We start from the raw sequence: 19,046 nt of genomic DNA on the forward strand, positions 1-19,046 counted from the left end.
CAAGGTGAACGACACGGGTGCCGCTCATAGTGGTCACGGCGATAGGCGCTCGTCGAGTCACGTGGGGCGGACCGACGGCGCGAGTTGGTGTTGGTCGCATAGCTGGCATAACCGATGAGGTACTGGCGCGCCTGGTCGCGGGTGACCGTGGTGCCGGCGATGATGTGATAGCCGTAGGCGCCCCGGAGGGCGACGAGGTTTCGGGCCGCCTCCGCCGCGGGCAGCGCCAGCGTGAACTGGCCGTCGCGGTGCGACGCAGACCGGCGTCGCTGGGTCGCCGGCGCGCCTGGGTGAGAATTCGTAGAGCAGACAGCACAGCTCATCGTCCGGACCGCTCGGCAGGCCGGTGTCGATTGCCGCCAGCAGTTTCGCCGCGGGGTCCTGCGCCAGTGCGGCGGCCTGCGCCCGTTGGCGGTGGAAGCGGTCGACGGCCTCCTCGTAGACCTGCTGAAAGAGGCCGTCGAGTTGCCGGTAGTAGTAGGTCACGGTGCCTGGGGACGTTCCGGCGGCCTCGGCGATGTCGCGGATGCGGACGTTGGCCAGGCCGTGGGTGATGATGGCGCGTCGCGCCGCTGCCGCCAGGTGTGCACGCTGCTGGTCCTGCAGCTTCGGGCGGGCCACGGCTCCCCCAGCCTTCATCGAGCGGTCCATGGACGCGCGTCACGCTACGAAGAAGACACCGGGCGGTGTAGGCGACCGGTATTGTTCGTCGTCGCGTACGAAGAATCCCCTGTGACGGAGGTGCCGGTGTCGGATGACCGCCGACGGCGCCGGTCGGTGAAGCCGGGCGCACGCGAGCTCGGGCTCCCGCTGCCCGGTGTGCCCGGAACGAACAACGCCATCACCGATGTGCCGGGTGTGGAGGTCGGTGCGGTCACTCTGGTCGAGGGCACCGGAGCGCTCACGGTGGGCGTCGGTCCGGTGCGCACCGGCGTGACGGTGGTCCTGCCTCGGGGCCGAGCGGGGGTCGGGTCGGCGTGCGCGGCAGGAACGTCGGTGCTCAACGGCAACGGGGAGATGACCGGAGCGGCATTCATCGAGGAAGCGGGTCTGCTGGACCTTCCCGTGGTGCTGACCAACTCACACGCGGTCGGCGCCGGGCACCGCGGTGTCATTGACTGGGTGGTCGCCAACGTCCCGCGGCGGGCCGATCGGTGGATGTTGCCGGTGGTGGCCGAGACTTACGACGGCTATCTCAACGACATCAATGGCGAGCATGTGCGCGCGGCTACGGTCGTGCGAGCGATCGAGGAGGCGGCCGGCGGGCCGGTGGCGCAGGGTTCGGTCGGAGGGGGTACCGGAATGTGCTGCTACGGCTTCAAGGGTGGCACCGGAACGGCTTCGCGGCTGGTAACCCTGGCGGACCGGAGCTACACGGTCGGCGTGCTGGTGCAGGCCAATTTCGGTGCCCGAGAGGAGCTGGTCGTAGCCGGGGTACCGGTGGGCCGGGCGCTGCCGGGCGAGGATCCCCGCGCCGGCGCGTCGGTGCCGGCCGGCGCGGGATCGGTCATCGCCGTGGTGGCGACCGACGCGCCACTGCTTCCCGGCCAGTGCAAGGCGCTGTCGCGGCGGGTGCCGCTCGGCCTGGCCCGCACCGGCACCAGCGGGTCGCACTTCTCCGGCGACGTCTTCCTCACCTTCTCCACCGGGAATGAAGGTGGGCTGGGCGCGGACTATCCGCAGCCCGGGACGGAACGGCTGGACACGCTCACCTACGTGCCCTGGGCTTTCGTCGACCGGTTCTTCGACGCGGTGGTGCAGGCCGTCGAGGAGGCGGTGCTCAACTCGTTGTTCGTCAACAACGAGATGAGCGGCCGCGATGGTCACTGGATGCCCGCCCTGCCGGTCGATCAGGTGCTGGACCTGGTGCGGGCCGGCCGGCGACCGTAGTTGATTGCCGGCCGGCACTGCAAGATTCGGTCAGTAGCCGTTGGGCGTGAGGACGTCGACGAAGATCGGGTCGGGTTCGGTGCCGCCGAGGGTGATCCCGCCCTGGCCGCGTGCTACCACCCCGACCGTGAGGGTCGGGCGGAGCCACCCCGAGTGGGTCACACACTCAGCCTCAGGTGTGAGCGGTGGTGGGTTGTGGCGCAGGGATTTTCGCTCGGGTGGTGATGCCGACGGCGGCGAGTGCGCAGCAAATGGCGACGGCGGTGAGCAGAGGTAGGTATCCGCCGGCGGTGTGCAGGAGGATCGCGGCCGCGAGGGGCGCGGTGGCTTTGGCGATGGTGACGGGGGCGGCGAGTCGTCCGGCGATGGTGGCGTAGGCGGTGGTGCCGTAGCGGTCGGCGAGCAGAGCTGGGGTGGCGAGGCTGGTTATGCCGAAGCCGAGTCCGAAGCCGACGACGGTGATGACGGCGCCGGTGCGGGTGCCGGCGAGTAGCGGCATCGCGAGGACAGCGCCGGCCTGGGTGGCGAAGACGGCGGCCACGATGGTGGTGATGGGCAGACGTCGGCGGGCGCCGGTGAGGATGAGTCTGCCGGTGACCGACAGGACGCCGAGCAGGCCGGTGGCGGTGGCGGCGAAGGTGGCGGGGTGGCCGCGGCTGGTCAGGTAGCCGACGAGGTGAACGGTCATGGTGCTTGTCGCCGCACCCTGGGCGACGAAGGTACCGGCCAGGATCCAGAACCTGGCATCGCGCATCGCGGCCTTGACGATCGCACGCCGCTGGGCGGGGCCCGGTGGTGTCGGCCCGGCAAGGGCCGTCGTCGCCGACGACGGGCGTCGGCGGATGGTGAGGGCATGCAGGGGCACGGTGACCACGCCGTGGATGACGGCGAGGACGAGCAGCGCACCGCGCCAGCCGAGGTGTTCGGCCAGCAGGCCGGTCAGCGGCATGAAGATGGTGCTGGCGAACCCGGCCACGATCGTGACAGCCAACAGGGCCGTGGCGCGTCGGTCCGGCGTGAACCAGGAGACGATGACAGCGAAGGCGGGCTCGTAGAGCACCATCGCGCCGGTGATCCCGATGCCGATCATGACGGCGTAGAGCTGGGCGATGGAGTGGACCTGCGACCAGGCCACGAGCAGCGCGGTGGCGGTGATCGAACCGGCGGTCATCAGCGCGCGTCCGCCGTGGTGGTCGAGCCACCGTCCCACCGGGATGGCCATGACCGCGCCCGCAAGGACCGAGGCGGTCAGCGCGCCGGTCACGGCGGTGGTGGACGCGCCGAGGGCGACGGCCATCGGGCGCAGCAGGACCGCGTAGGCGTAGTAGAGGGTGCCGTAGCCGACGGTGGAGGTGATGGCGAGGGCGGCGACGATCCGCCAGCCGTGGGCGTGGTGCCCGCCGACCGTGGGGTCGGCGGGCACCGTCGTGGTGGTGGGCATCAGCTGCCGCAGCAGCCACCGGTCTGGCCGCCTGCGGGGGCAGCGTCGAGGGTGACCAGGTTCAGCGGCGCGGACAGCAGGCCACCGGTGATGCCGGTGGCGAGCCCGCGCGCTGCCGGGTCGCCGGTCGGGGCCGGCCCGCAGCAGCTGTCGCCGGTCGCGGAGTCGGCAGGGTTGCTGTTGCAGACGCCGGTTTCGGGCAGGTCGAGCTGGACGTCGCGGGCGGCGTCCCAGTCGCCGGCGAGGGCGGCGACGACGGAGCGGACCTGCTCGTAGCCGGTGGCCATGAGGAACGTCGGCGCGCGGCCGTAGCTCTTCATGCCCACTGCGTAGTAGCCGACCTCCGGGTGGGACAGCTCGTCCACGCCGTGCGGGGGGACGGTGCCGCAGGAGTGCTCGTTGGGGTCGATCAGCGGGGCGAGGGCCCGGGTGGCCCCCATGACGGGGTCGAGGTCCAGGCGCAGCTCGGAGGCGATCGAGTGGTCCGGGCGGAAGCCGGTGGCCGCGACGATGCGGTCCACCGTGATCGACTCCTCGCCGCCGTCGGCGTGGCGCACGACCACCCTCACGCGGCCGTCGGTCGGGGCGAGGGTGTGCACGGAGAAGCCGGTGAGCAGCCGGATCCGGCCGGCGTCGACGTGCGCGCGCAGCCGGGAGCCGAGCGCGCCGCGCGCCGGCAGGGCGTCGGCGTCTCCGCCGCCGTAGGTGCGCGCCGGTGAGCCGGTCCGGATCGCCCAGGTCACCTCGGTGCCCGGCTCGCCGGCGGCCAGTTCCGCCAGGGACAGCAGGGTGTTCGCCGCCGAGTGGCCGGCGCCCACGACCAGGGTGCGCCGGCCGGCGAACCGGTCCCGGTCGGTGCCGAGCACGTCCGGCAGCGCGTGCTCCAGGAACGCGGCGACGGTGGCCTCGCCGCGGGCGGGCAGGCCGGCGGCGCCGAGAACGTTGGGGGTGCCCCAGGTGCCGGACGCGTCAATCACCGCCCGGGCCAGGACCTCGTCACCGCCGGCGAGGCGGATCAGGAACGGCGTGTGCTCGCGGCCGGCGGTGCGCAGCCGGTCCAGGCCGAGGCGGCTGATCGCCTCCACCCGCGCGCCGTAGCGCAGGTGCGGCTTGAGCTGCGGCAGTTCGGCCAGGGGCTGCAGGTAGTCGGCGGCGAGTTCCGCGCCGGTGGGCAGTGCCTCGAGGTCGGGGCCGACCCAGCCGGCGTCGTCCAGGAGGCGGCGGGCAGCGGGGTCGATGTTGTATCGCCACGGGGAGAACACCCGCACGTGTCCCCACTGCCGTACGGCGGCGCCGGCGGAGTCGCCGGCTTCCAGGACGGTGAAGGCGATGCCGCGTTCGTGCAGGTTCGCGGCGGCGGCCAGCCCCACCGGGCCGGCGCCGATGACCACGACGGGAAGGTTGTCCAGGGCCCTCATCGGATGACTCCTCTGGGTAGAGATCTGTCGAATCGAATGGGTAGACGGCGGCCCGTGTCGTCTGAGCCGGTGCTCGTCAGGTGATGGCGGGGCTGCGGCGCTCCAGCAGGACGACGTCCCGCCAGCGGCCGTGGTGCCGTCCGACCCGCTCCCGCACGCCGATGACGCGGAACCCGGCGCGCTCGTGCAGGGCGAGGCTGGCGGTGTTCTCCGGGAAGACGCCGGACTGGATCGTCCAGATGCCGGCGGCCTCGGTGGAGGCGATCAGGGTCTGCAGCAGCAGCCGGGCGACGCCCCGGCCCTGCGCGGACGGGTCCACGTAGACGGAGTGCTCCACCACCCCTGCGTAGACCGCCCGGTTCGAGGTCGGCGAGACCGCAATCCAGCCGAGCAGGGTGTCGTCGCCGTCGACGGCCACGAAGCGGTGCTCGGGCAGTTTCGCGACGTCGAACGCCGCCCACGTCGGCGTGGTGGTCTCGAAGCTGGCGTTGCCGGCGTCGAGTCCGGCCTGGTAGATCGCCAGGACCCGGTCGGCGTCGCTGCCGACCATGGGACGGACGGTGATGTCGGCCATCAGCAGACTCCGTTCGGACTGGGGGCGGGCCGGCCCATGACGACGTCGGCGGCGGAGGGAAAGCAGCCGACGCACGCGTCGTTGATCCGGTAGTGGCGGGCCGTTCCGGCCGGCTCCACCAGCACGAACCGCACCTCGGTGAGGATCTTGAGGTGCTGTGAGACGGTGGACTGGGCCAACCCGACCGCTGTGACGACCTCCCCCACGCTCATCGGCCGGGCATGGCGGGCCAGGTACTCCACGATCTGCACCCGGGTCGGGTCCGCGAGGGCCCGGAACCACGACGCATAGGTCTGCGCCGTCGTCCGATCCAGCAGCTCGTCCGCCATCACCACGTCCTTCATCGTTTATCGCCGATAGGCGATGAACCTAACAGCTACCGCTGGCGCATGGTCGCAAAGGCGGCGGTGCGGGCAGCGTCGTAGCGGCGCTGAGCGCGCTGCTCCGTGGTGGTGACCTCGGCGCAGGAGTCGCAGAACCGCACGCCGGCCGCCGGAGACTTCGGTCTACGCGTGAACCCGAACATGACGCTCCCCTTCCCTAGACGCCTGTCTTGACGTCCATCGAAGTAGAGACTTGCACGCTGATTAGATAGATGTCAACCTAGGAGCATGTCGAAGCAAGCGACGCCTCTCACTCTCGTCGACCTGACCGCCGACACCCCCTGCTGCCCTCCCCTGGCGCAGCGGCGCGTACCGGCCGAGACCGCCGCGGTGCTCGCGCCCGCGTTCAAAGCCCTGGGCGACCCGGTACGGCTGCGGCTGATGTCGATGATCGCTTCAGCCGAGGGCGGTGAGGCCTGCGTCTGCGACCTCACCCCCGCCTTCGATCTCACCGGCCCGACGATCTCGCATCACCTGAAGACGCTGCGCGAAGCAGGGCTGGTCGACGCCGAGCGCCGAGGCACCTGGGTGTACTACCGGGCCCGGCCGGCCATCCTGCGCCAGCTCGCCGCGCTGCTCTCCGTCGAACCGGCGGCCGCTCAGTAAGCCATCGCCGCCGCGGCGTTCCGCCGGACACCCGCTCGGCCAAGGCGGCGACGACGTGGGCGGCGTCGCGGCCGACGCACGAGTTGGCCGACCGGCTTCAGGAGAGCCCTCACCCGACTGCACCTTCCCGCCCGGCCCGGGCGCGTCGGCGGGCACCCATGACCGCTGACTTCTTCCGTTTGACGTTCCTCCAGTCGCTCAGTAATCATTGAGTCAATGGCTACTGAGCTTGTTTCTCTGCAGGGGCGTGCCCGGATTCACGCCGCGCTCGGCGACCCGGCGCGGCTGGCGATCGTGGACGCGCTCACCCTGGGTGACGCTTCCCCGGGCGAGATCGCCTCCGACCTGGGGATGCCGACGAATCTGGTTGCCCATCACGTCAAGGTCCTCACCGAGGCCGGCCTGGTGGTCCGTGGCCGGTCGGAGGGAGACCGTCGTCGTACCTACCTGCGGTTGCGACCGGCGGCCCTGGCGACACTGACCCCGTCGCCGCTGGCCAGGGTCGGTCGGGTGGTGTTTGTCTGCACCCGCAACTCCGCCCGCTCGCAGCTCGCCGCCGCCATCTGGTCCGACCGCACCCACACCTCGGCGGCGTCCGCAGGGACGAAGCCCGCAGACCGGGTTCATCCTCGTGCTGTGGCGGTGGCTCAGCGACATGGGCTGGAGCTGAACCCGACCGGCACCTCTCACGTCGCGGACATCGTGCGCGATGACGACCTCGTCATCGCCGTCTGCGACAACGCCCACGAGGAACTCACCGGACCGGTCCGACCTCGGCTGCACTGGTCAGTGCCCGACCCGGTCCGGCTGGACACCGATGCCGCGTTCGAGGCGGCGTTCGCCGACCTGGCCGCACGCGTCGAGCGGGTCGCCCCCGTCGTCACCCCCGCCATGAGTTCGGGAGATCGCCATGACTGATACCAGCGCGTACCTGCGCGAGGACCTCTCCGTCGACCAGCAGCTCGCCCTGCGCACCGCCGCCACCCGCCTCGCGGCCGAGTTCGACGGCACCTACGGCACGGCGACGGTGCAACAGTTCCTGCACGCCAGCTACGACCAGTTCGCCACCGTTGGCAGCGTCCCGGTCGCGGCGATGGCCGAACGCGGCATCGACATCTCCAAGGAGTTCCCCAAGCCCTGGACCGACGAGGTCGTCCGCGCCGCGGACGTGGTCGTCACCATGGGCTGCGGCGACGCCTGCCCGGTCTTTCCCGGCACCCAATACGAGAACTGGGACCTTGACGACCCCGCCGGCCTGAGCCTTGCCGAGGTCCGGCCGATCCGCGACGAGATCGAACGCCGCGTGCGCCGGCTCCTCGACGAGCTGCACGTCCCCGCCAGCCGATAACCCTCGCCCCGGGCCGACAAGCGGCTCGGGACCTCACTGCAACGGGAGAGTTCAGACTGATGACTATCGCACTTTGGCGGCGCCTGCTGGCAGAGTTCACCGGCACCGCCCTGCTGGTCACCGCCGTGGTCGGCTCCGGCATCATGGCCACCGCGCTCTCCCCCGGCGACGTCGGCCTCCAACTGCTGGAGAACTCGATCGCCACCGCATTCGCTCTCGGCGCGCTGATCCTGATCTTCGGACCGGTGTCCGGGGCCCACTTCAACCCGGTCGTCTCCGCCGCCGACTGGTTCCTCGGCCGGCGCGCCGGCACCGGACTGACCGGCCGGCACCTCGGCGGCTACGTCGCCGCGCAGGTCGCCGGAGCGATCGGCGGGTCGATCCTGGCGAACCTGATGTTCGACCTGGCCGCCGTCGACTTCTCCGCCAAGGACCGCACCGCCGGGCACCTCTGGCTCGGCGAGGTCGTCGCCACCGCCGGCCTGATCCTGCTGATCTTCGCCCTGGCCCGCTCCGGGCGTGCCCCCGTCGCCCCCGCCGCGGTCGGCGCCTACATCGGCGCCGCGTACTGGTTCACCTCGTCGACCTCGTTCGCCAACCCGGCGGTCACGATCGGGCGGGCGTTCACCGACACCTTCGCCGGCATCGCCCCCACCTCCGTACCCGGCTTCATCATCGCCCAACTCGTCGGCCTCACCGTGGGCATCGGTCTCCTGGCCGCGCTCTACCCCGACGCCGGGCAGGCCGCAGACCAGGTGGTCGTGCCTACCGACGAGCGCGACCGGGCGCTCGACCACCCATGAGCACCAACCCGGCGCACGGTGGCGCGGACGACTCGTATCGCGCCCTGGTCAATCCGCCGCGTCCGGCCGGCCGTTACCGGCTGCTCGACCGCAACAGCGACCCCGACCGGTCCCTGCCCACAGCCCAGACGAAGGCGCCGGTGAACCGGCCCTGCGACCCGTACTGCAAGGAAGGCTCCTGATGTCCGACAAGCCCAGCGTCCTTTTCGTGTGCGTGCACAACGCCGGCCGCTCCCAGATGGCCGCCGGCTGGCTGCGCCACCTCGCCGGCGAGGCCGTCGAGGTTCGCTCCGCCGGCTCCGCCCCCGCCGAGACGGTCAACCCCGCCGCCGTGCAGGCCATGCGGGAGGTCGGCATCGACATCACCGATCAGACCCCCAAGCTCCTCGAGTACGCCACGGCCGAATCCTCGGACGTCATCGTGACCATGGGCTGCGGTGACGCCTGCCCGATCTTCCCCGGCAAGCGGTACGAGGACTGGAAGCTCGAGGACCCGGCCGGCAAGGGCATCGAGGCCGTGCGCCCCATCCGCGACGAGATCCGCAGCCGAGTGGAGCAGCTGCTCACCGAGCTGCGCCGCACCGCCTGACCCCCGTCCCCCTCCCGCCCGCCGACCACCGTCGGCGGGCGGGAGGAGATGGTTTGCGGTTGCACTGCCAGCTCGATGGAGGCACATCTCGATCCGCCTCATCAGCTTGAGCGAGTAACGCTCCGGACATTACCGGCGCTGAGCCCTCCGGTAGATCATTACGGAGGGACTCAGCTGTGAGATTGACGGGGATCCGCTGGAGCCGCCGGACGGCCGGCGTCGGGGCCGGCCTGGTGGCCACCGCTGTGGCCGGAACGGTCGGCCTGGTCGTGGTCGGCCTCGGCGAGGACGGGGCCGAGTGGGCAGCCGCGGAGGGGACGGTCACCACGGCGCTGCACACCGTGGACTTCCCGGCCGCCGACGACCGGGAGGTGGCCATCGCGCAACGAGAGACCGACCGCTTCGCCATGGTCGGGGTGACCTGGGCGAACCCGAAGATCGACTTCGAGGGCACCATCTCCGTCCGAACTCGGGCGGTCGGCGGCGGCTGGTCCGGCTGGCTGCCGCTGGAGGTGCACAACCACTTCGGCCCGGAGCCCGGTGCCGAAGCGACCTCCGGCAAGGCGCGCGGCAGCACCGACCCGCTGTGGGTCGGTCCCTCCGACGCGGTCGAGGTGCGCGCCAAGACCGCTGGCGGCCGCGGCAGCGACCGGCTTCCTGCCGGACTGCGCCTGGAACTGATCGACCCGGGCCAGCCGAAGCGCCGCAAGGCCACCGCGGCCGGTGCCGCGCAGGTCCGCCCGCAGCGCCTCCAGCCGGTCGCCGAGGTGCAGGCACTGGAACCCACCTCCACCGACCCGGCGCCGACCGACACCACGACGACCGAGCCGGCGCCGACCGACACCACGACAACCGCGCCCGCGCCCACCGACACCGCCACCACGACGGCGCCGGTCGAGACCACCGCCCCGGCGCCGGCCGACACCACCGCGCCCGCGCCGACCACCACCTCCGCCCCGGCGCCCACCACCAGCTCACCCACCGTGTCGCCCAGCCCCAGCACGCCCCCGAACCCGATCCCCGCGCCGAAGGTGGTCACCCGCGCGGGGTGGAAGGCCGACGAGTCGATCGTGCTGGACCCACCGACGTACGGGACCACGGTCAACGCGTTCTTCGTGCACCACACCGCCGGCACCAACACCTACAGCTGCACCGACTCGGCCGCCATCGTCCGCGGCATCGAGGTCTACCACGTCAAGAGCAACGGCTGGAACGACATCGGCTACAACTTCCTCGTCGACAAGTGCGGCGTGATCTTCGAGGGCCGCAAGGGCGGCATCGACAAGCCGGTGACCGGAGCGCACACCTACGGCTTCAACACGAACACCGCCGCGATCGCCGTGCTCGGGACGTACATCACCTCCGGCGCGCCCACCGTCGTCCAGGACGCCGTCGCGCACGTCGCGGCGTACAAGCTCGGCCAGTACGGAAACGACCCGTACGGCAAGGTGACCCTGGTGTCCGGGGTCGACGGCAAGTACGACCAGGGCGAGTCCGTGGTGATGAACCGCATCTCCGGTCACCGCGACGCGGTGGCGACGGAGTGCCCGGGCGACTCGCTCTACGCCCAGCTGAGCGGAATCCGGACCAGGGCGGCCAAGGTTTCCGGGTTGGCACTCGCCGGCCTCACCGGCCGCAAGTCCGGCACCACCTACCACACCCGGGGCACGTTCACCGCCTCCTGGTCGGTGGGCACGGCGAGTCACCTCATCAAGAGCTTCGAGGTGCTGGTGGACGGGAAGGTGCTGCTCACCACGGCCGGCACCGCCCGCTCGGCCACGGTCACGGTCACGCCCGGCGCGCACACCCTGCAGATCCGTGCCGTGCACCGGCTGGGGTGGACCGACACCACCACCGCACAGTCCGTCATCGGCGACACCGCCCAGCCGACCATCGGGACGGAGAGGAAGACTCGCTGACCGACGCGTGGGCGACGTCGGCGACGAGTTGGCACCGGCACGCTCACCTCTCGCGCGTCGGGCGCGAGAGGTGAGCGTGCCGACAGGTGGCCGGCTTTTCGTCGTAGGCTGCATCCCGCACGCGATCGACAGGAGGCTGAGGTGGCCGAGACGACGCCGACCGAGGCGATGGTGGCCGAGGTGATGGCCGAGCTGGCCGAGCTGGAGGACCCGAAGATACGCGCGGTGAACGAGAGACACGGTGACGATCACGGGGTGAACCTCAGCAAGCTGCGCGCGCTCGCGAAGCGGCTGAAGACGCAGCAGGAACTCGCGTGCCAGCTCTGGGCGACGGGTGACACCGCGGCGAGACTGCTGGCGATCCTGATCTGCCGCCCGAAGGCGTTCGAGCGTGCCGAGTTGGACGTCATGTTGCGCGAGGCGCGCGCACCCAAGGTGCACGACTGGCTCGTGAACTACGTGGTGAAGAAGAACCCGCACTCCGAAGAGCTGCGCCTGGCCTGGTCCGCCGATCCGGATCCGGTGGTCGCGAGTGCCGGCTGGGCGCTGACCACCGAACGCGTGGCGAAGAAGCCCGAGGGCCTGGACCTCGCAGGACTGCTCGACGTCATCGAGGCGGAGATGAAAGACGCCCCGGATCGCCTGCAGTGGGCGATGAACCACTGCCTCGCTCAGATCGGGATCGAGCACGCCGAGCACCGTGCCCGTGCAATCGACATCGGTGAGCGCCTGGAGGTGCTCAAGGACTACCCGACTTCCCCGGGCTGCACCTCTCCGTTCGCGCCCACCTGGATCACCGAGATGGTGCGCCGACAGCACGACAAGTAGGAAGGTCTCCCCCACTCGTGCCGCTACTCCCCCAGAACGCGGCACCCGATCCGAGCCACCTTGGTTCGTAGCGCCCTACCTGCGCTGTTGGCGCTGACGGCGGGGTCAGGCCGGCAGCGGCGCCCGGGCGCGCAGCAGCGCCGCGGCCTGCTCGCACCACTCGCGGTTCTCCTGCTCGAACCGGCGGCCGCGCAGACACGTCAGGTACGGCCCGATCCGGTCGCCTTCGCGCAGGAACGTCTCCTCGTCCAGCTCGCCACGCAACCGCCGGAGCATCCGGTCGAAGATCTCCACCTTCGCCGCGGCCGCGACCGCCCGCTCCTCGAGCTGGGCGATGACCGGGGCCGGGTCCAGCCGGTCGACGGCCTGGACCATGACGAGCAGGTCCTCCCGGATGGACGTCGGCCTCGACGGCGTCGCGGTGAACGCGGCCAGCTCCGCGAGGCCGGCGTCGGTGACCGTGAACAGTCGCTTGTTGGGCCGGTCGTGCTGGATGACCTTCCGGCCGGCGATCAGCCCCTCGCGCTCCAGCTTGGCCAGTTCGCCGTAGAGCTGCTGGGGCACCGCGTACCAGAAGTTCGCCAGCGACACGTCGAAGACCTTGGCCAGCTGATACCCGCTGTACTCGCCGTCGAGCAGTGCCGCCAGCACCGCGTGGCGCAGCGCCATCGGGGCAACCTCCCGCTTCCCTCGTCGCATAGTCAGTGATATGACTACTCCTATCGTTGACTATAGGGGAGGCAGCCGTGACGACCGTCGAGCGGTTCCGTGCCGCCGTGGAGGACCGGGACCTGGCCGCGCTCGACGGGCTGTTCAGCCCGGACGTGCGCTTCTACAGCCCGGTGAAGTTCACGCCGTTTCAGGGGGCACAGGCCGTTCACGGGCTCCTCGGCGTCCTCCTGCGCACCTTCGAGGACTTTCGGTACGTCGGGCAGCTGGCCGGCGAGGCCGAGATCGGCACGGCGGGCCGGCCCGTCGAGTCGCACATCCTCATCTTCCGCGCGACCGTGCGCGGCAAGCAGATCCACGGCCTCGACCTGCTCCAGCTCGGCGACGACGGTCTGATCGAGGAGTTCACGGTCATGGTCCGCCCCCTGTCCGCCGTCACCACGTTGAGCGAGGCGGTCGTCGCCGGTCTCGCCGCCGACGGCATCGCCCCGTGACACGGAAGGTCGCGCGATGAAACTCGGATACACCACCGGCTACTGGTCCTCCGGCCCACCGGCCGGCGTCGCGGAGGCCATCGCGGAGGCCGACCGCCTCGGCTTCGACTCGGTCTGGGCCGCCGAGGCGTACGGGTCGGACTGCCTGACCCCGCTCGCCTGGTGGGGCGCCAGCACCTCCCGCGTGCGGCTGGGTACCAACATCATGCAGATCTCGGCCCGTACGCCGACCGCCGCCGCGATGGCGGCGCTCACCCTCGACCACCTGTCGGGCGGCCGTTTCATCCTCGGGCTCGGCGCCTCCGGCCCGCAGGTCGTGGAGGGATGGTACGGCCAGCCGTACCCGCGGCCGCTGGCCCGCACCCGGGAGTACATCGAGATCATCCGCAGCGTCCTCGCCCGCACCGGCCCGGTCCAGTACGACGGTGACTTCTACCAGCTGCCGCAGCGCGTCGGCACCGGCCTCGGCAAGCCACTGAAGTCCACCGTCCACCCGCTGCGCACCGACATCCCCATCTTCCTCGCCGCCGAAGGGCCGAAGAACGTGGCGCTGGCCGCCGAGATCGCCGACGGCTGGCTGCCGTTGTTCTTCTCTCCCAAGGCGGACGGCTTCTACCGCAACGCGCTGGCCGAGGGCTTCGCGCGACCGGGCGCCCGCCGCGGCCCGGACGAGTTCGAGATCGCCGCGACAGTGCCGATCGTCGTCGACGACGACGTGGAGCGGGCGGCCGACCGGATCCGGCCGTTCGTCGCGCTGTACGTCGGCGGCATGGGTGCCAAGTCGGCCAACTTCCACCGGGACGTCATCGCCCGCCTCGGCTATGAGCGGGAGTGCGACGTCATCACCGAGGCGTACCTTGCGGGCAACAAGCAGGAGGCGGTCGTCGCCGTGCCGACCGCACTGGTCGAGGACATCGCGCTGATCGGGCCGACCGCAAAGATCAAGGACGAGCTGCAGCGGTGGCGCGAGAGCGTGATCACCACTCTGCTGGTCTCGGGCGGCCCACGGCAGCTGCGCCAGATCGCCGAGCTGGTCGACTGACGACACGGGTCGACCTTGGAAGGCACCTCCCCTGCGCGGGCCCCCTTGACGAGAACCAATCTTCCGAGGTCTCTTCTTCTCTCTCCATTGCCGGGGCCCGAGACGACTATGGTGTGATCATGGCTGGCGACGAGGTTGACGGGGCCGCCTCGGAAGCACTGTGCCCGACGCTGTGGAGCCGGCGCACCGGTGAGGAGTCATTCTTCGACCGCCGTCCGGGCCATGCACGGCTCTCCGGCGGCCGCCCGTACGCGGAGGTCGACCGGGTGTGAGGAGATCGGCACGGGACCTGATCGAACTGGTCATCGACCCCGGCACGTGGGTGTCCTGGGATGAGGCGGTTGCCGATCCGGCCCCGCTCGACGCCGACTATGCGGCTGCCCTGGCCGCCGCGCGCCGGACCACCGGCGTCGACGAGGCGGTCATCACCGGCGTGGGCCGGCTCGGCGGGCGGCGGGTCGCCGTCATCGCCGGCGAGTTCGCATTTCTCGGCGGCTCGATCGGCGTCGCGGCGGCCGAGCGGCTCACCCGGGCCGTCGAGCGGGCGACCGCCGAGCGGATTCCGTTGCTTGCCGCGCCCGCGAGCGGCGGCACCCGGATGCAGGAAGGCACGATCGCGTTCCTGCAGATGGTGAAGATCAGCCAGGCGATCACCGCGCACAAGGCCGCGGGGTTGCCATACCTCGTCTATCTGCGGCACCCGACAACCGGCGGCGTGTACGCGTCGTGGGGGTCCCTCGGGCACCTGACAGTCGCCGAGCCGGGCGCGCTGATCGGCTTCCTCGGGCCGAAGGTGCACGAGGCGCTGACCGGCTCGCCGTTCCCGGCCGGCGTGCAGGTCGCCGAGAACCTCCACAAACACGGTCTGATCGACGCGGTCGTTGCGCCGGAGCAGGTGGCGCCGCTGGCCGACCGAGCGCTGGCCACTCTCAGCGCGCCGCGCCGTCTCCCCCGTCCGCCGAGCCCGGTGGAGGACCCGCCCGGCGAACGCACCGCCTGGGACGCCGTCCGGCGATCCCGCCGGGCAGACCGTCCCGGAATCCGCCGACTGCTGAGACACGCCGGCCGGGATGTCGTGCCGTTGCACGGCACGCAGAGCGGCGAAACCGGAGCCGGTGTGATCGTGGCGCTGGCCCGCTTCGGGGAAGCCCCCGCCGTGGTCGTCGGACACGACCGGCGCGACAGCCCGCCAGACCCCGCCGGCCTGCGGGCCGTCCGGCGGGGGTTCAAGCTCGCCGCAGAGTTGGGGCTGCCCGTCGTCACCGTTGTCGACACGCCGGGCGCCGCCCTGTCGCCACAGGCCGAGGAGGGCGGCCTGGCCGGAGAGATCGCCCAGTGCCTTGCCGATCTCGTCACCCTGCCGGTGCCGACCCTGTGCGTGTTGTTGGGTCAGGGCAGCGGCGGCGCCGCCTTGGCCCTGCTGCCGGCCGACCGGGTCATCGCCGCAGCGCACGGCTGGCTCTCGCCGCTGCCGCCGGAGGGCGCCTCGGCGATCCTCCATCGCACCGTCGAGCGGGCGCCGCAGGTCGCCGCCGCGCAGGGCATCCGCGCGCAGGACCTGCGGGCAAGGGGCATTGTGGACCGGATCGTGGCCGAGCGACCCGACGCCGCCGACGAGCCCGCGGCGTTCCTCGACCGGCTGGGGGCGGTACTGGCGCACGAGCTGGCCACCCTGCTCGACGTCGACCCGGCGGACCGCCTCCAGAGCCGCCGGGTCCGTTACCGTCAACTCTGACCGCCTACTCTCGCCGCCCCGCGCCGCGCGGGATCCCGGGCGCTCTGTCAGCAGCAGAAAAGGATGGCGAAGCCGGGCGGGCATCGCGAACGTGGATCGGCGTCGTGGCGTGCGACGTGCGTACGGTAAGGACCTGGGCCTCTACTTGTCCGGCCGTACCATCTCCCGGTGATCTCCCCCCGCCGACGGCTGGTCGCCGCGTCCATCCTGTTGGTGTTGGAGGCGGTGGCGTTCGCGCTATTCGTCACCGAGTCCGTGACGGGTGCGATCGCCGCCGTTTGCTTCACCTGCGTGTCGTTGTGGGTGCACGTCGTCCTGCACGAGTGCGGGCACCTCGTCGTGGCGAAGCTGCTGCGTCTGCCGGTCATCGCGGTCCGTATCGCACCCTTTTCCCGGTGGCGGAGCGAGGTGTCGGTCCGGCCGGCGCCGTCGGCGACCGCGTTGCCGCTGCGGATGGTGCTGTTCTTCCTCGGCGGCCCGATGGCGAACCTGTGCACTGCGACGGTGCTCGGTACCGCAACGGCGTTGACGAGCACGCCGTTGACACGCCTCGCACTGCTCGGCGCAGCGCTATGTGCGGCGCTGCTCGGGGCGGTCAATCTCATTCCCGGGACATCGCCCCGCAGTGACGGCCGCAACCTGCTTCGCTGGCTCTTGGCGCCCACAGCCACCCGCGCCGCGCTACGGGCGGGCTACTACCAGGAGGAGGTAAGCAGGACGTTGCGGGCGATTGCCCGAGGGGAATTTGACGACGATCGTCTGGGAGATGCGGTTCACGACGGCAACGACCCGCGACTCGCGCTCGCTGCCTTCCAACGGCGCTGGAGCACGGGACACGCGCAGTCGGCGGCGGACTTCATCGCCGACGCGGAGCGGCTCGCGGCGCTGGCTCACGCCGACAGCACCGATCCCATGGCCGCCGCCGCCATCGGGCAGGTGCTCACCGTCCAGTTCGGGTTGTGGTACCTGTACGCCGCAGTGGTGAACGGCGCACCGGTCGAACACCGAGAGGTGTTGGAGATCTCGGAACTGGCCCAGCTCGCCTTCCACGTGCAGCCGCACCTGTTGTCCGCTCGTGTCGCGATGAGCCTGGCTCACCTGCTCAACCAGCGACCGGAGCATGCCCGGTCGCTGCTTCTCGACATTCGGCCGGGTGTTGACCCGCCGGACCTGTGCAGCGTCGCGTTTCTGCTGCGGGCCATCGCCGAGTGTCACCTCGGCAACCGCGCCGATACGGACACCCTCATCAGGGCGGCCGGCGGCGACTACCAGCAGCTGACAGAGGTCGTTGCCGCGATCCAGGCAGCCGACCCGGTGCCGCCCTTGTTCGCCCTGGCACCGATGGCCAATACCTGACCGGCGTGCCTGCGCCAGCAGACGCGGACCGTGCCAGGCTTGGTCGCGGTGAACGGCGGGAGGGTCGGCGGCATGCGTCCTGCCGGTCACCCTGGCGGGGACAGGCTCAGTGCTTGGGTGACCTCTTCGGGGCCGCCGAAGAGGCCACCACGCAAGACCCGCTGACCCGCCGGAGCCCGCTCAGGCTGCCATGGCCGCCGCCGGCACCACGTCGGGCGTGCCCAGCCGGACGGCGTCGGCCCCCGCGTCGTCGGGCTGCTCGTGCGCGGCCCGCTCGGCCCGGACGCGCGCGACGTAGTGCGCCACCTCCCGATCGACCCGCTCGTCGTCCCAGCCAAGGACCGGCGCCATCAGTGTCGCCGCAGGCCGAGCGGCCAGCAGGCCACGGTCGAAGGTCTCGATCGAGATGTGGGTGCGCCGGGTGAGCACGTCCTCCAGGTGCAGCGCCCCCTCGGCGGACGCCGCGTAGACGACCTCCACCCGCAGGTAGTCCTCCGCGCCGTCGAGCGGCTCACCGAGCGTGGGATCCTCCCGCAGCAGCGCCAGAACCTCGTCGACGGCGGCGCCGTAGCGCCGCAGCAGGTGCTCCATGCGCTCGGTGTGCATGCCGAACTGCTGCGCCAGCCGGCGCCGCTGGTTCCACCGGGCGACGTAACCCTCGGCGCCGAGCAGCGGCATCCGGTCGGTGCAGGAGGCGGGTACGGCAGCGCCGAAGCCGCGCACCGCCTCGTCGACCGCGTCGCGCGCCATCACCCGGTACGTCGTGTACTTGCCGCCGGCCACCACCACGAGCCCGGGCGCCGGGCTGACCACGGTGTGCTCCCGCGACAGCTTGGCGGTCGCCTCGGACTCCCCGGACAACAGCGGGCGCAGGCCGGCGTACACGCCCTCGACGTCGTCGCGGGTCAGCGGGGTGGCCAGCACCGCGTTGACGTGCTCCAACAGGTAGTCGATGTCCCGGCTGGTCGCCGCCGGATGCGCCTTGTCCAGGTCCCAGTCGGTGTCGGTGGTGCCGATCAGCCAGTGCCGGCCCCACGGGATCACGAACAGGACGCTGGACTCGGTACGCAGGATCAGGCCGGTGCTGGACCGGATCCGGTCGCGCGGGACCACCAGGTGGATGCCCTTGGAGGCGCGCACCTGGAACTGGCCCCGCTCGCCGACGAGGGCCTGGGTGTCGTCGGTCCACACCCCGGTGGCGTTGATGACCTGCCGGGCGCGCACCTCGAACACCTGGTCGGTTTCCAGGTCGTGCACCCGCGCGCCGGTGACCCGGGCGCCCTCGCGCAGCAGGCCCACGACGCGAGCCCGCGACAGCGGGTGCGCCCCGTGCCCGGCGGCGGTGCGGACGAGGCAGGTCACCAGCCGGGCGTCGTCGACCTGCGCGTCGTGGTACTGCAGGGCGCCGACCAGCGCCTCCGGCCGCAGCGACGGGCAGGCGCGCAGCGCCCCGCGGCGGCTGAGGTGCCGGTGGGCCGGCACGCCACGCGCATGGGTGCCGGAGAGGCTCATCGCGTCGTAGAGCAGCACGCCGGCGCCGGCATACAGGCGTTCCCAGCCCCGGTGACGCAGCGGGTAGAGGAACGGCACCGGGCGGACCAGGTGCGGCGCGAGCCGCTGCAGGAGCAGACCCCGCTCGCGCAGAGCCTCGCGGACCAGCCCGAAGTCCAGCATCTCGAGGTAGCGCAGGCCACCGTGGATGAGCTTGCTGGACCGGCTCGACGTGCCGCTGGCCCAGTCGCGGGCCTCGATGATACCGACCGACAGGCCGCGGGTGACGGCGTCGAGAGCGCAGCCGGCGCCGGTGACGCCGCCGCCGATCACCAGGACGTCCAGTTCCTGACCGCTGTTGAGGGCGGCCAGGGACCGCTCACGGGCGGCCGGTGACAGTGTCGCGGAGTGCATCCGTCTTCTCTCTCCTGGGAGGGGTGGGGGCGGCCGGCGACGGGCG

The 19,046-nt window shown here is 71.5% G+C and carries 23 protein-coding genes; 14 read left to right on the forward strand and 9 right to left on the reverse strand.

The genetic code is table 11. From position 1 onward, the window contains the following. Window positions 1-57: 57 nt before the first annotated feature. Window positions 58-528, reverse strand: coding sequence for a TetR/AcrR family transcriptional regulator (locus M2302_RS23775; protein WP_280840105.1), 471 nt, complete (start codon window positions 526-528; stop codon window positions 58-60). Here M2302_RS23775 and M2302_RS23780 point away from each other — a divergent pair. Further along, window positions 415-1,890: a P1 family peptidase gene (locus tag M2302_RS23780; RefSeq protein ID WP_280840054.1), complete on the forward strand. Its 1,476-nt coding sequence runs from the start codon at window positions 415-417 to the stop codon at window positions 1,888-1,890. The genes M2302_RS23775 and M2302_RS23780 overlap by 114 nt on opposite strands. Window positions 1,891-1,920: 30 nt before the next feature. Here M2302_RS23780 and M2302_RS23785 read toward each other — a convergent pair whose 3' ends face one another. The 6 genes from M2302_RS23785 to M2302_RS23810 form a co-directional block, all read right to left on the reverse strand. Then, window positions 1,921-2,052 carry a hypothetical protein gene (locus tag M2302_RS23785; RefSeq protein ID WP_280840055.1) on the reverse strand — a complete coding sequence of 44 codons (132 nt, stop codon included), beginning with the start codon at window positions 2,050-2,052 and terminating at the stop codon, window positions 1,921-1,923. Between the two features lie 10 nt (window positions 2,053-2,062). After that, window positions 2,063-3,331, reverse strand: a complete 1,269-nt coding sequence (locus M2302_RS23790) for an MFS transporter (protein ID WP_280840056.1) — start codon at window positions 3,329-3,331, stop codon at window positions 2,063-2,065. After that, window positions 3,331-4,749, reverse strand: a complete 1,419-nt coding sequence (locus M2302_RS23795) for an FAD-dependent oxidoreductase (protein ID WP_280840057.1) — start codon at window positions 4,747-4,749, stop codon at window positions 3,331-3,333. Before M2302_RS23795 ends, M2302_RS23790 begins: the two co-directional genes overlap by 1 nt. Window positions 4,750-4,825: 76 nt before the next feature. Next, window positions 4,826-5,323, reverse strand: coding sequence for an N-acetyltransferase family protein (locus M2302_RS23800; protein WP_280840058.1), 498 nt, complete (start codon window positions 5,321-5,323; stop codon window positions 4,826-4,828). Beyond that, window positions 5,323-5,652: a metalloregulator ArsR/SmtB family transcription factor gene (locus M2302_RS23805; RefSeq protein WP_280840106.1), complete on the reverse strand. Its 330-nt coding sequence runs from the start codon at window positions 5,650-5,652 to the stop codon at window positions 5,323-5,325. The genes M2302_RS23800 and M2302_RS23805 overlap by 1 nt, the downstream gene beginning before the upstream one ends. Before the next feature lie 47 nt (window positions 5,653-5,699). After that, window positions 5,700-5,849, reverse strand: coding sequence for a hypothetical protein (locus tag M2302_RS23810; protein WP_280840059.1), 150 nt, complete (start codon window positions 5,847-5,849; stop codon window positions 5,700-5,702). Window positions 5,850-5,934: 85 nt separating this feature from the next. Between M2302_RS23810 and M2302_RS23815 the strand changes: the two genes are divergently transcribed. The 8 genes from M2302_RS23815 (at window position 5,935) to M2302_RS23850 (ending at window position 11,799) form a co-directional block, all read left to right on the forward strand. Then, entirely contained in the window at window positions 5,935-6,312 is a 378-nt protein-coding gene (locus M2302_RS23815; protein ID WP_280840060.1) for a metalloregulator ArsR/SmtB family transcription factor, read from the forward strand. Between the two features lie 216 nt (window positions 6,313-6,528). Continuing rightward, entirely contained in the window at window positions 6,529-7,230 is a 702-nt protein-coding gene (locus tag M2302_RS23820; RefSeq protein ID WP_280840061.1) for a helix-turn-helix domain-containing protein, read from the forward strand. Next, window positions 7,223-7,660 carry a hypothetical protein gene (locus tag M2302_RS23825; RefSeq protein WP_280840062.1) on the forward strand — a complete coding sequence of 146 codons (438 nt, stop codon included), beginning with the start codon at window positions 7,223-7,225 and terminating at the stop codon, window positions 7,658-7,660. Before M2302_RS23820 ends, M2302_RS23825 begins: the two co-directional genes overlap by 8 nt. Window positions 7,661-7,719: 59 nt before the next feature. Beyond that, on the forward strand, window positions 7,720-8,463 hold the full coding sequence (locus M2302_RS23830) for an MIP/aquaporin family protein (RefSeq protein ID WP_280840063.1): 744 nt from the start codon (window positions 7,720-7,722) through the stop codon (window positions 8,461-8,463). Then, on the forward strand, window positions 8,460-8,645 hold the full coding sequence (locus M2302_RS23835; protein WP_280840064.1) for a hypothetical protein: 186 nt from the start codon (window positions 8,460-8,462) through the stop codon (window positions 8,643-8,645). The genes M2302_RS23830 and M2302_RS23835 overlap by 4 nt, the downstream gene beginning before the upstream one ends. Beyond that, a complete protein-coding gene (locus tag M2302_RS23840) occupies window positions 8,645-9,052 on the forward strand; it encodes an arsenate reductase ArsC (protein ID WP_280840065.1) in 408 nt (135 codons plus the stop codon). The genes M2302_RS23835 and M2302_RS23840 overlap by 1 nt, the downstream gene beginning before the upstream one ends. Window positions 9,053-9,228: 176 nt before the next feature. Continuing rightward, the gene (locus M2302_RS23845) at window positions 9,229-10,971 is read left to right on the forward strand and encodes a peptidoglycan recognition protein (RefSeq protein WP_280840066.1); all 1,743 of its coding nucleotides are present in this window, start codon (window positions 9,229-9,231) and stop codon (window positions 10,969-10,971) included. A 141-nt stretch (window positions 10,972-11,112) separates the two neighbouring features. Continuing rightward, a complete protein-coding gene (locus M2302_RS23850) occupies window positions 11,113-11,799 on the forward strand; it encodes a DNA alkylation repair protein (protein ID WP_280840067.1) in 687 nt (228 codons plus the stop codon). A gap of 105 nt (window positions 11,800-11,904) precedes the next feature. Here M2302_RS23850 and M2302_RS23855 read toward each other — a convergent pair whose 3' ends face one another. Further along, window positions 11,905-12,468, reverse strand: a complete 564-nt coding sequence (locus M2302_RS23855) for a helix-turn-helix transcriptional regulator (protein ID WP_280840068.1) — start codon at window positions 12,466-12,468, stop codon at window positions 11,905-11,907. Between the two features lie 77 nt (window positions 12,469-12,545). Here M2302_RS23855 and M2302_RS23860 point away from each other — a divergent pair, with 77 nt between their 5' ends. The 5 genes from M2302_RS23860 (at window position 12,546) to M2302_RS23880 (ending at window position 17,095) form a co-directional block, all read left to right on the forward strand. Continuing rightward, window positions 12,546-12,962 (forward strand): nuclear transport factor 2 family protein, encoded by a 417-nt coding sequence (locus M2302_RS23860; RefSeq protein ID WP_280840069.1) that lies wholly within the window; start codon window positions 12,546-12,548, stop codon window positions 12,960-12,962. 16 nt (window positions 12,963-12,978) lie between these two features. After that, entirely contained in the window at window positions 12,979-14,004 is a 1,026-nt protein-coding gene (locus M2302_RS23865) for an LLM class F420-dependent oxidoreductase (protein WP_280840070.1), read from the forward strand. Window positions 14,005-14,123: 119 nt separating this feature from the next. Continuing rightward, the gene (locus M2302_RS23870) at window positions 14,124-14,276 is read left to right on the forward strand and encodes a hypothetical protein (RefSeq protein ID WP_280840071.1); all 153 of its coding nucleotides are present in this window, start codon (window positions 14,124-14,126) and stop codon (window positions 14,274-14,276) included. Then, complete coding sequence (locus tag M2302_RS23875; RefSeq protein ID WP_280840072.1) at window positions 14,273-15,739, forward strand: carboxyl transferase domain-containing protein; 1,467 nt, start codon at window positions 14,273-14,275, stop codon at window positions 15,737-15,739. The genes M2302_RS23870 and M2302_RS23875 overlap by 4 nt, the downstream gene beginning before the upstream one ends. A 168-nt stretch (window positions 15,740-15,907) precedes the next feature. Beyond that, window positions 15,908-17,095 carry a hypothetical protein gene (locus M2302_RS23880; RefSeq protein ID WP_280840073.1) on the forward strand — a complete coding sequence of 396 codons (1,188 nt, stop codon included), beginning with the start codon at window positions 15,908-15,910 and terminating at the stop codon, window positions 17,093-17,095. A 180-nt stretch (window positions 17,096-17,275) separates the two neighbouring features. Here the strand turns inward: M2302_RS23880 and M2302_RS23885 are convergent, their stop codons facing one another. Beyond that, on the reverse strand, window positions 17,276-19,000 hold the full coding sequence (locus tag M2302_RS23885) for a glycerol-3-phosphate dehydrogenase/oxidase (RefSeq protein ID WP_280840074.1): 1,725 nt from the start codon (window positions 18,998-19,000) through the stop codon (window positions 17,276-17,278). Window positions 19,001-19,046: the final 46 nt, after the last annotated feature.

This window comes from Micromonospora sp. A200, assembly GCF_029893845.1.
Lineage (GTDB): Bacteria > Actinomycetota > Actinomycetes > Mycobacteriales > Micromonosporaceae > Micromonospora > Micromonospora purpureochromogenes.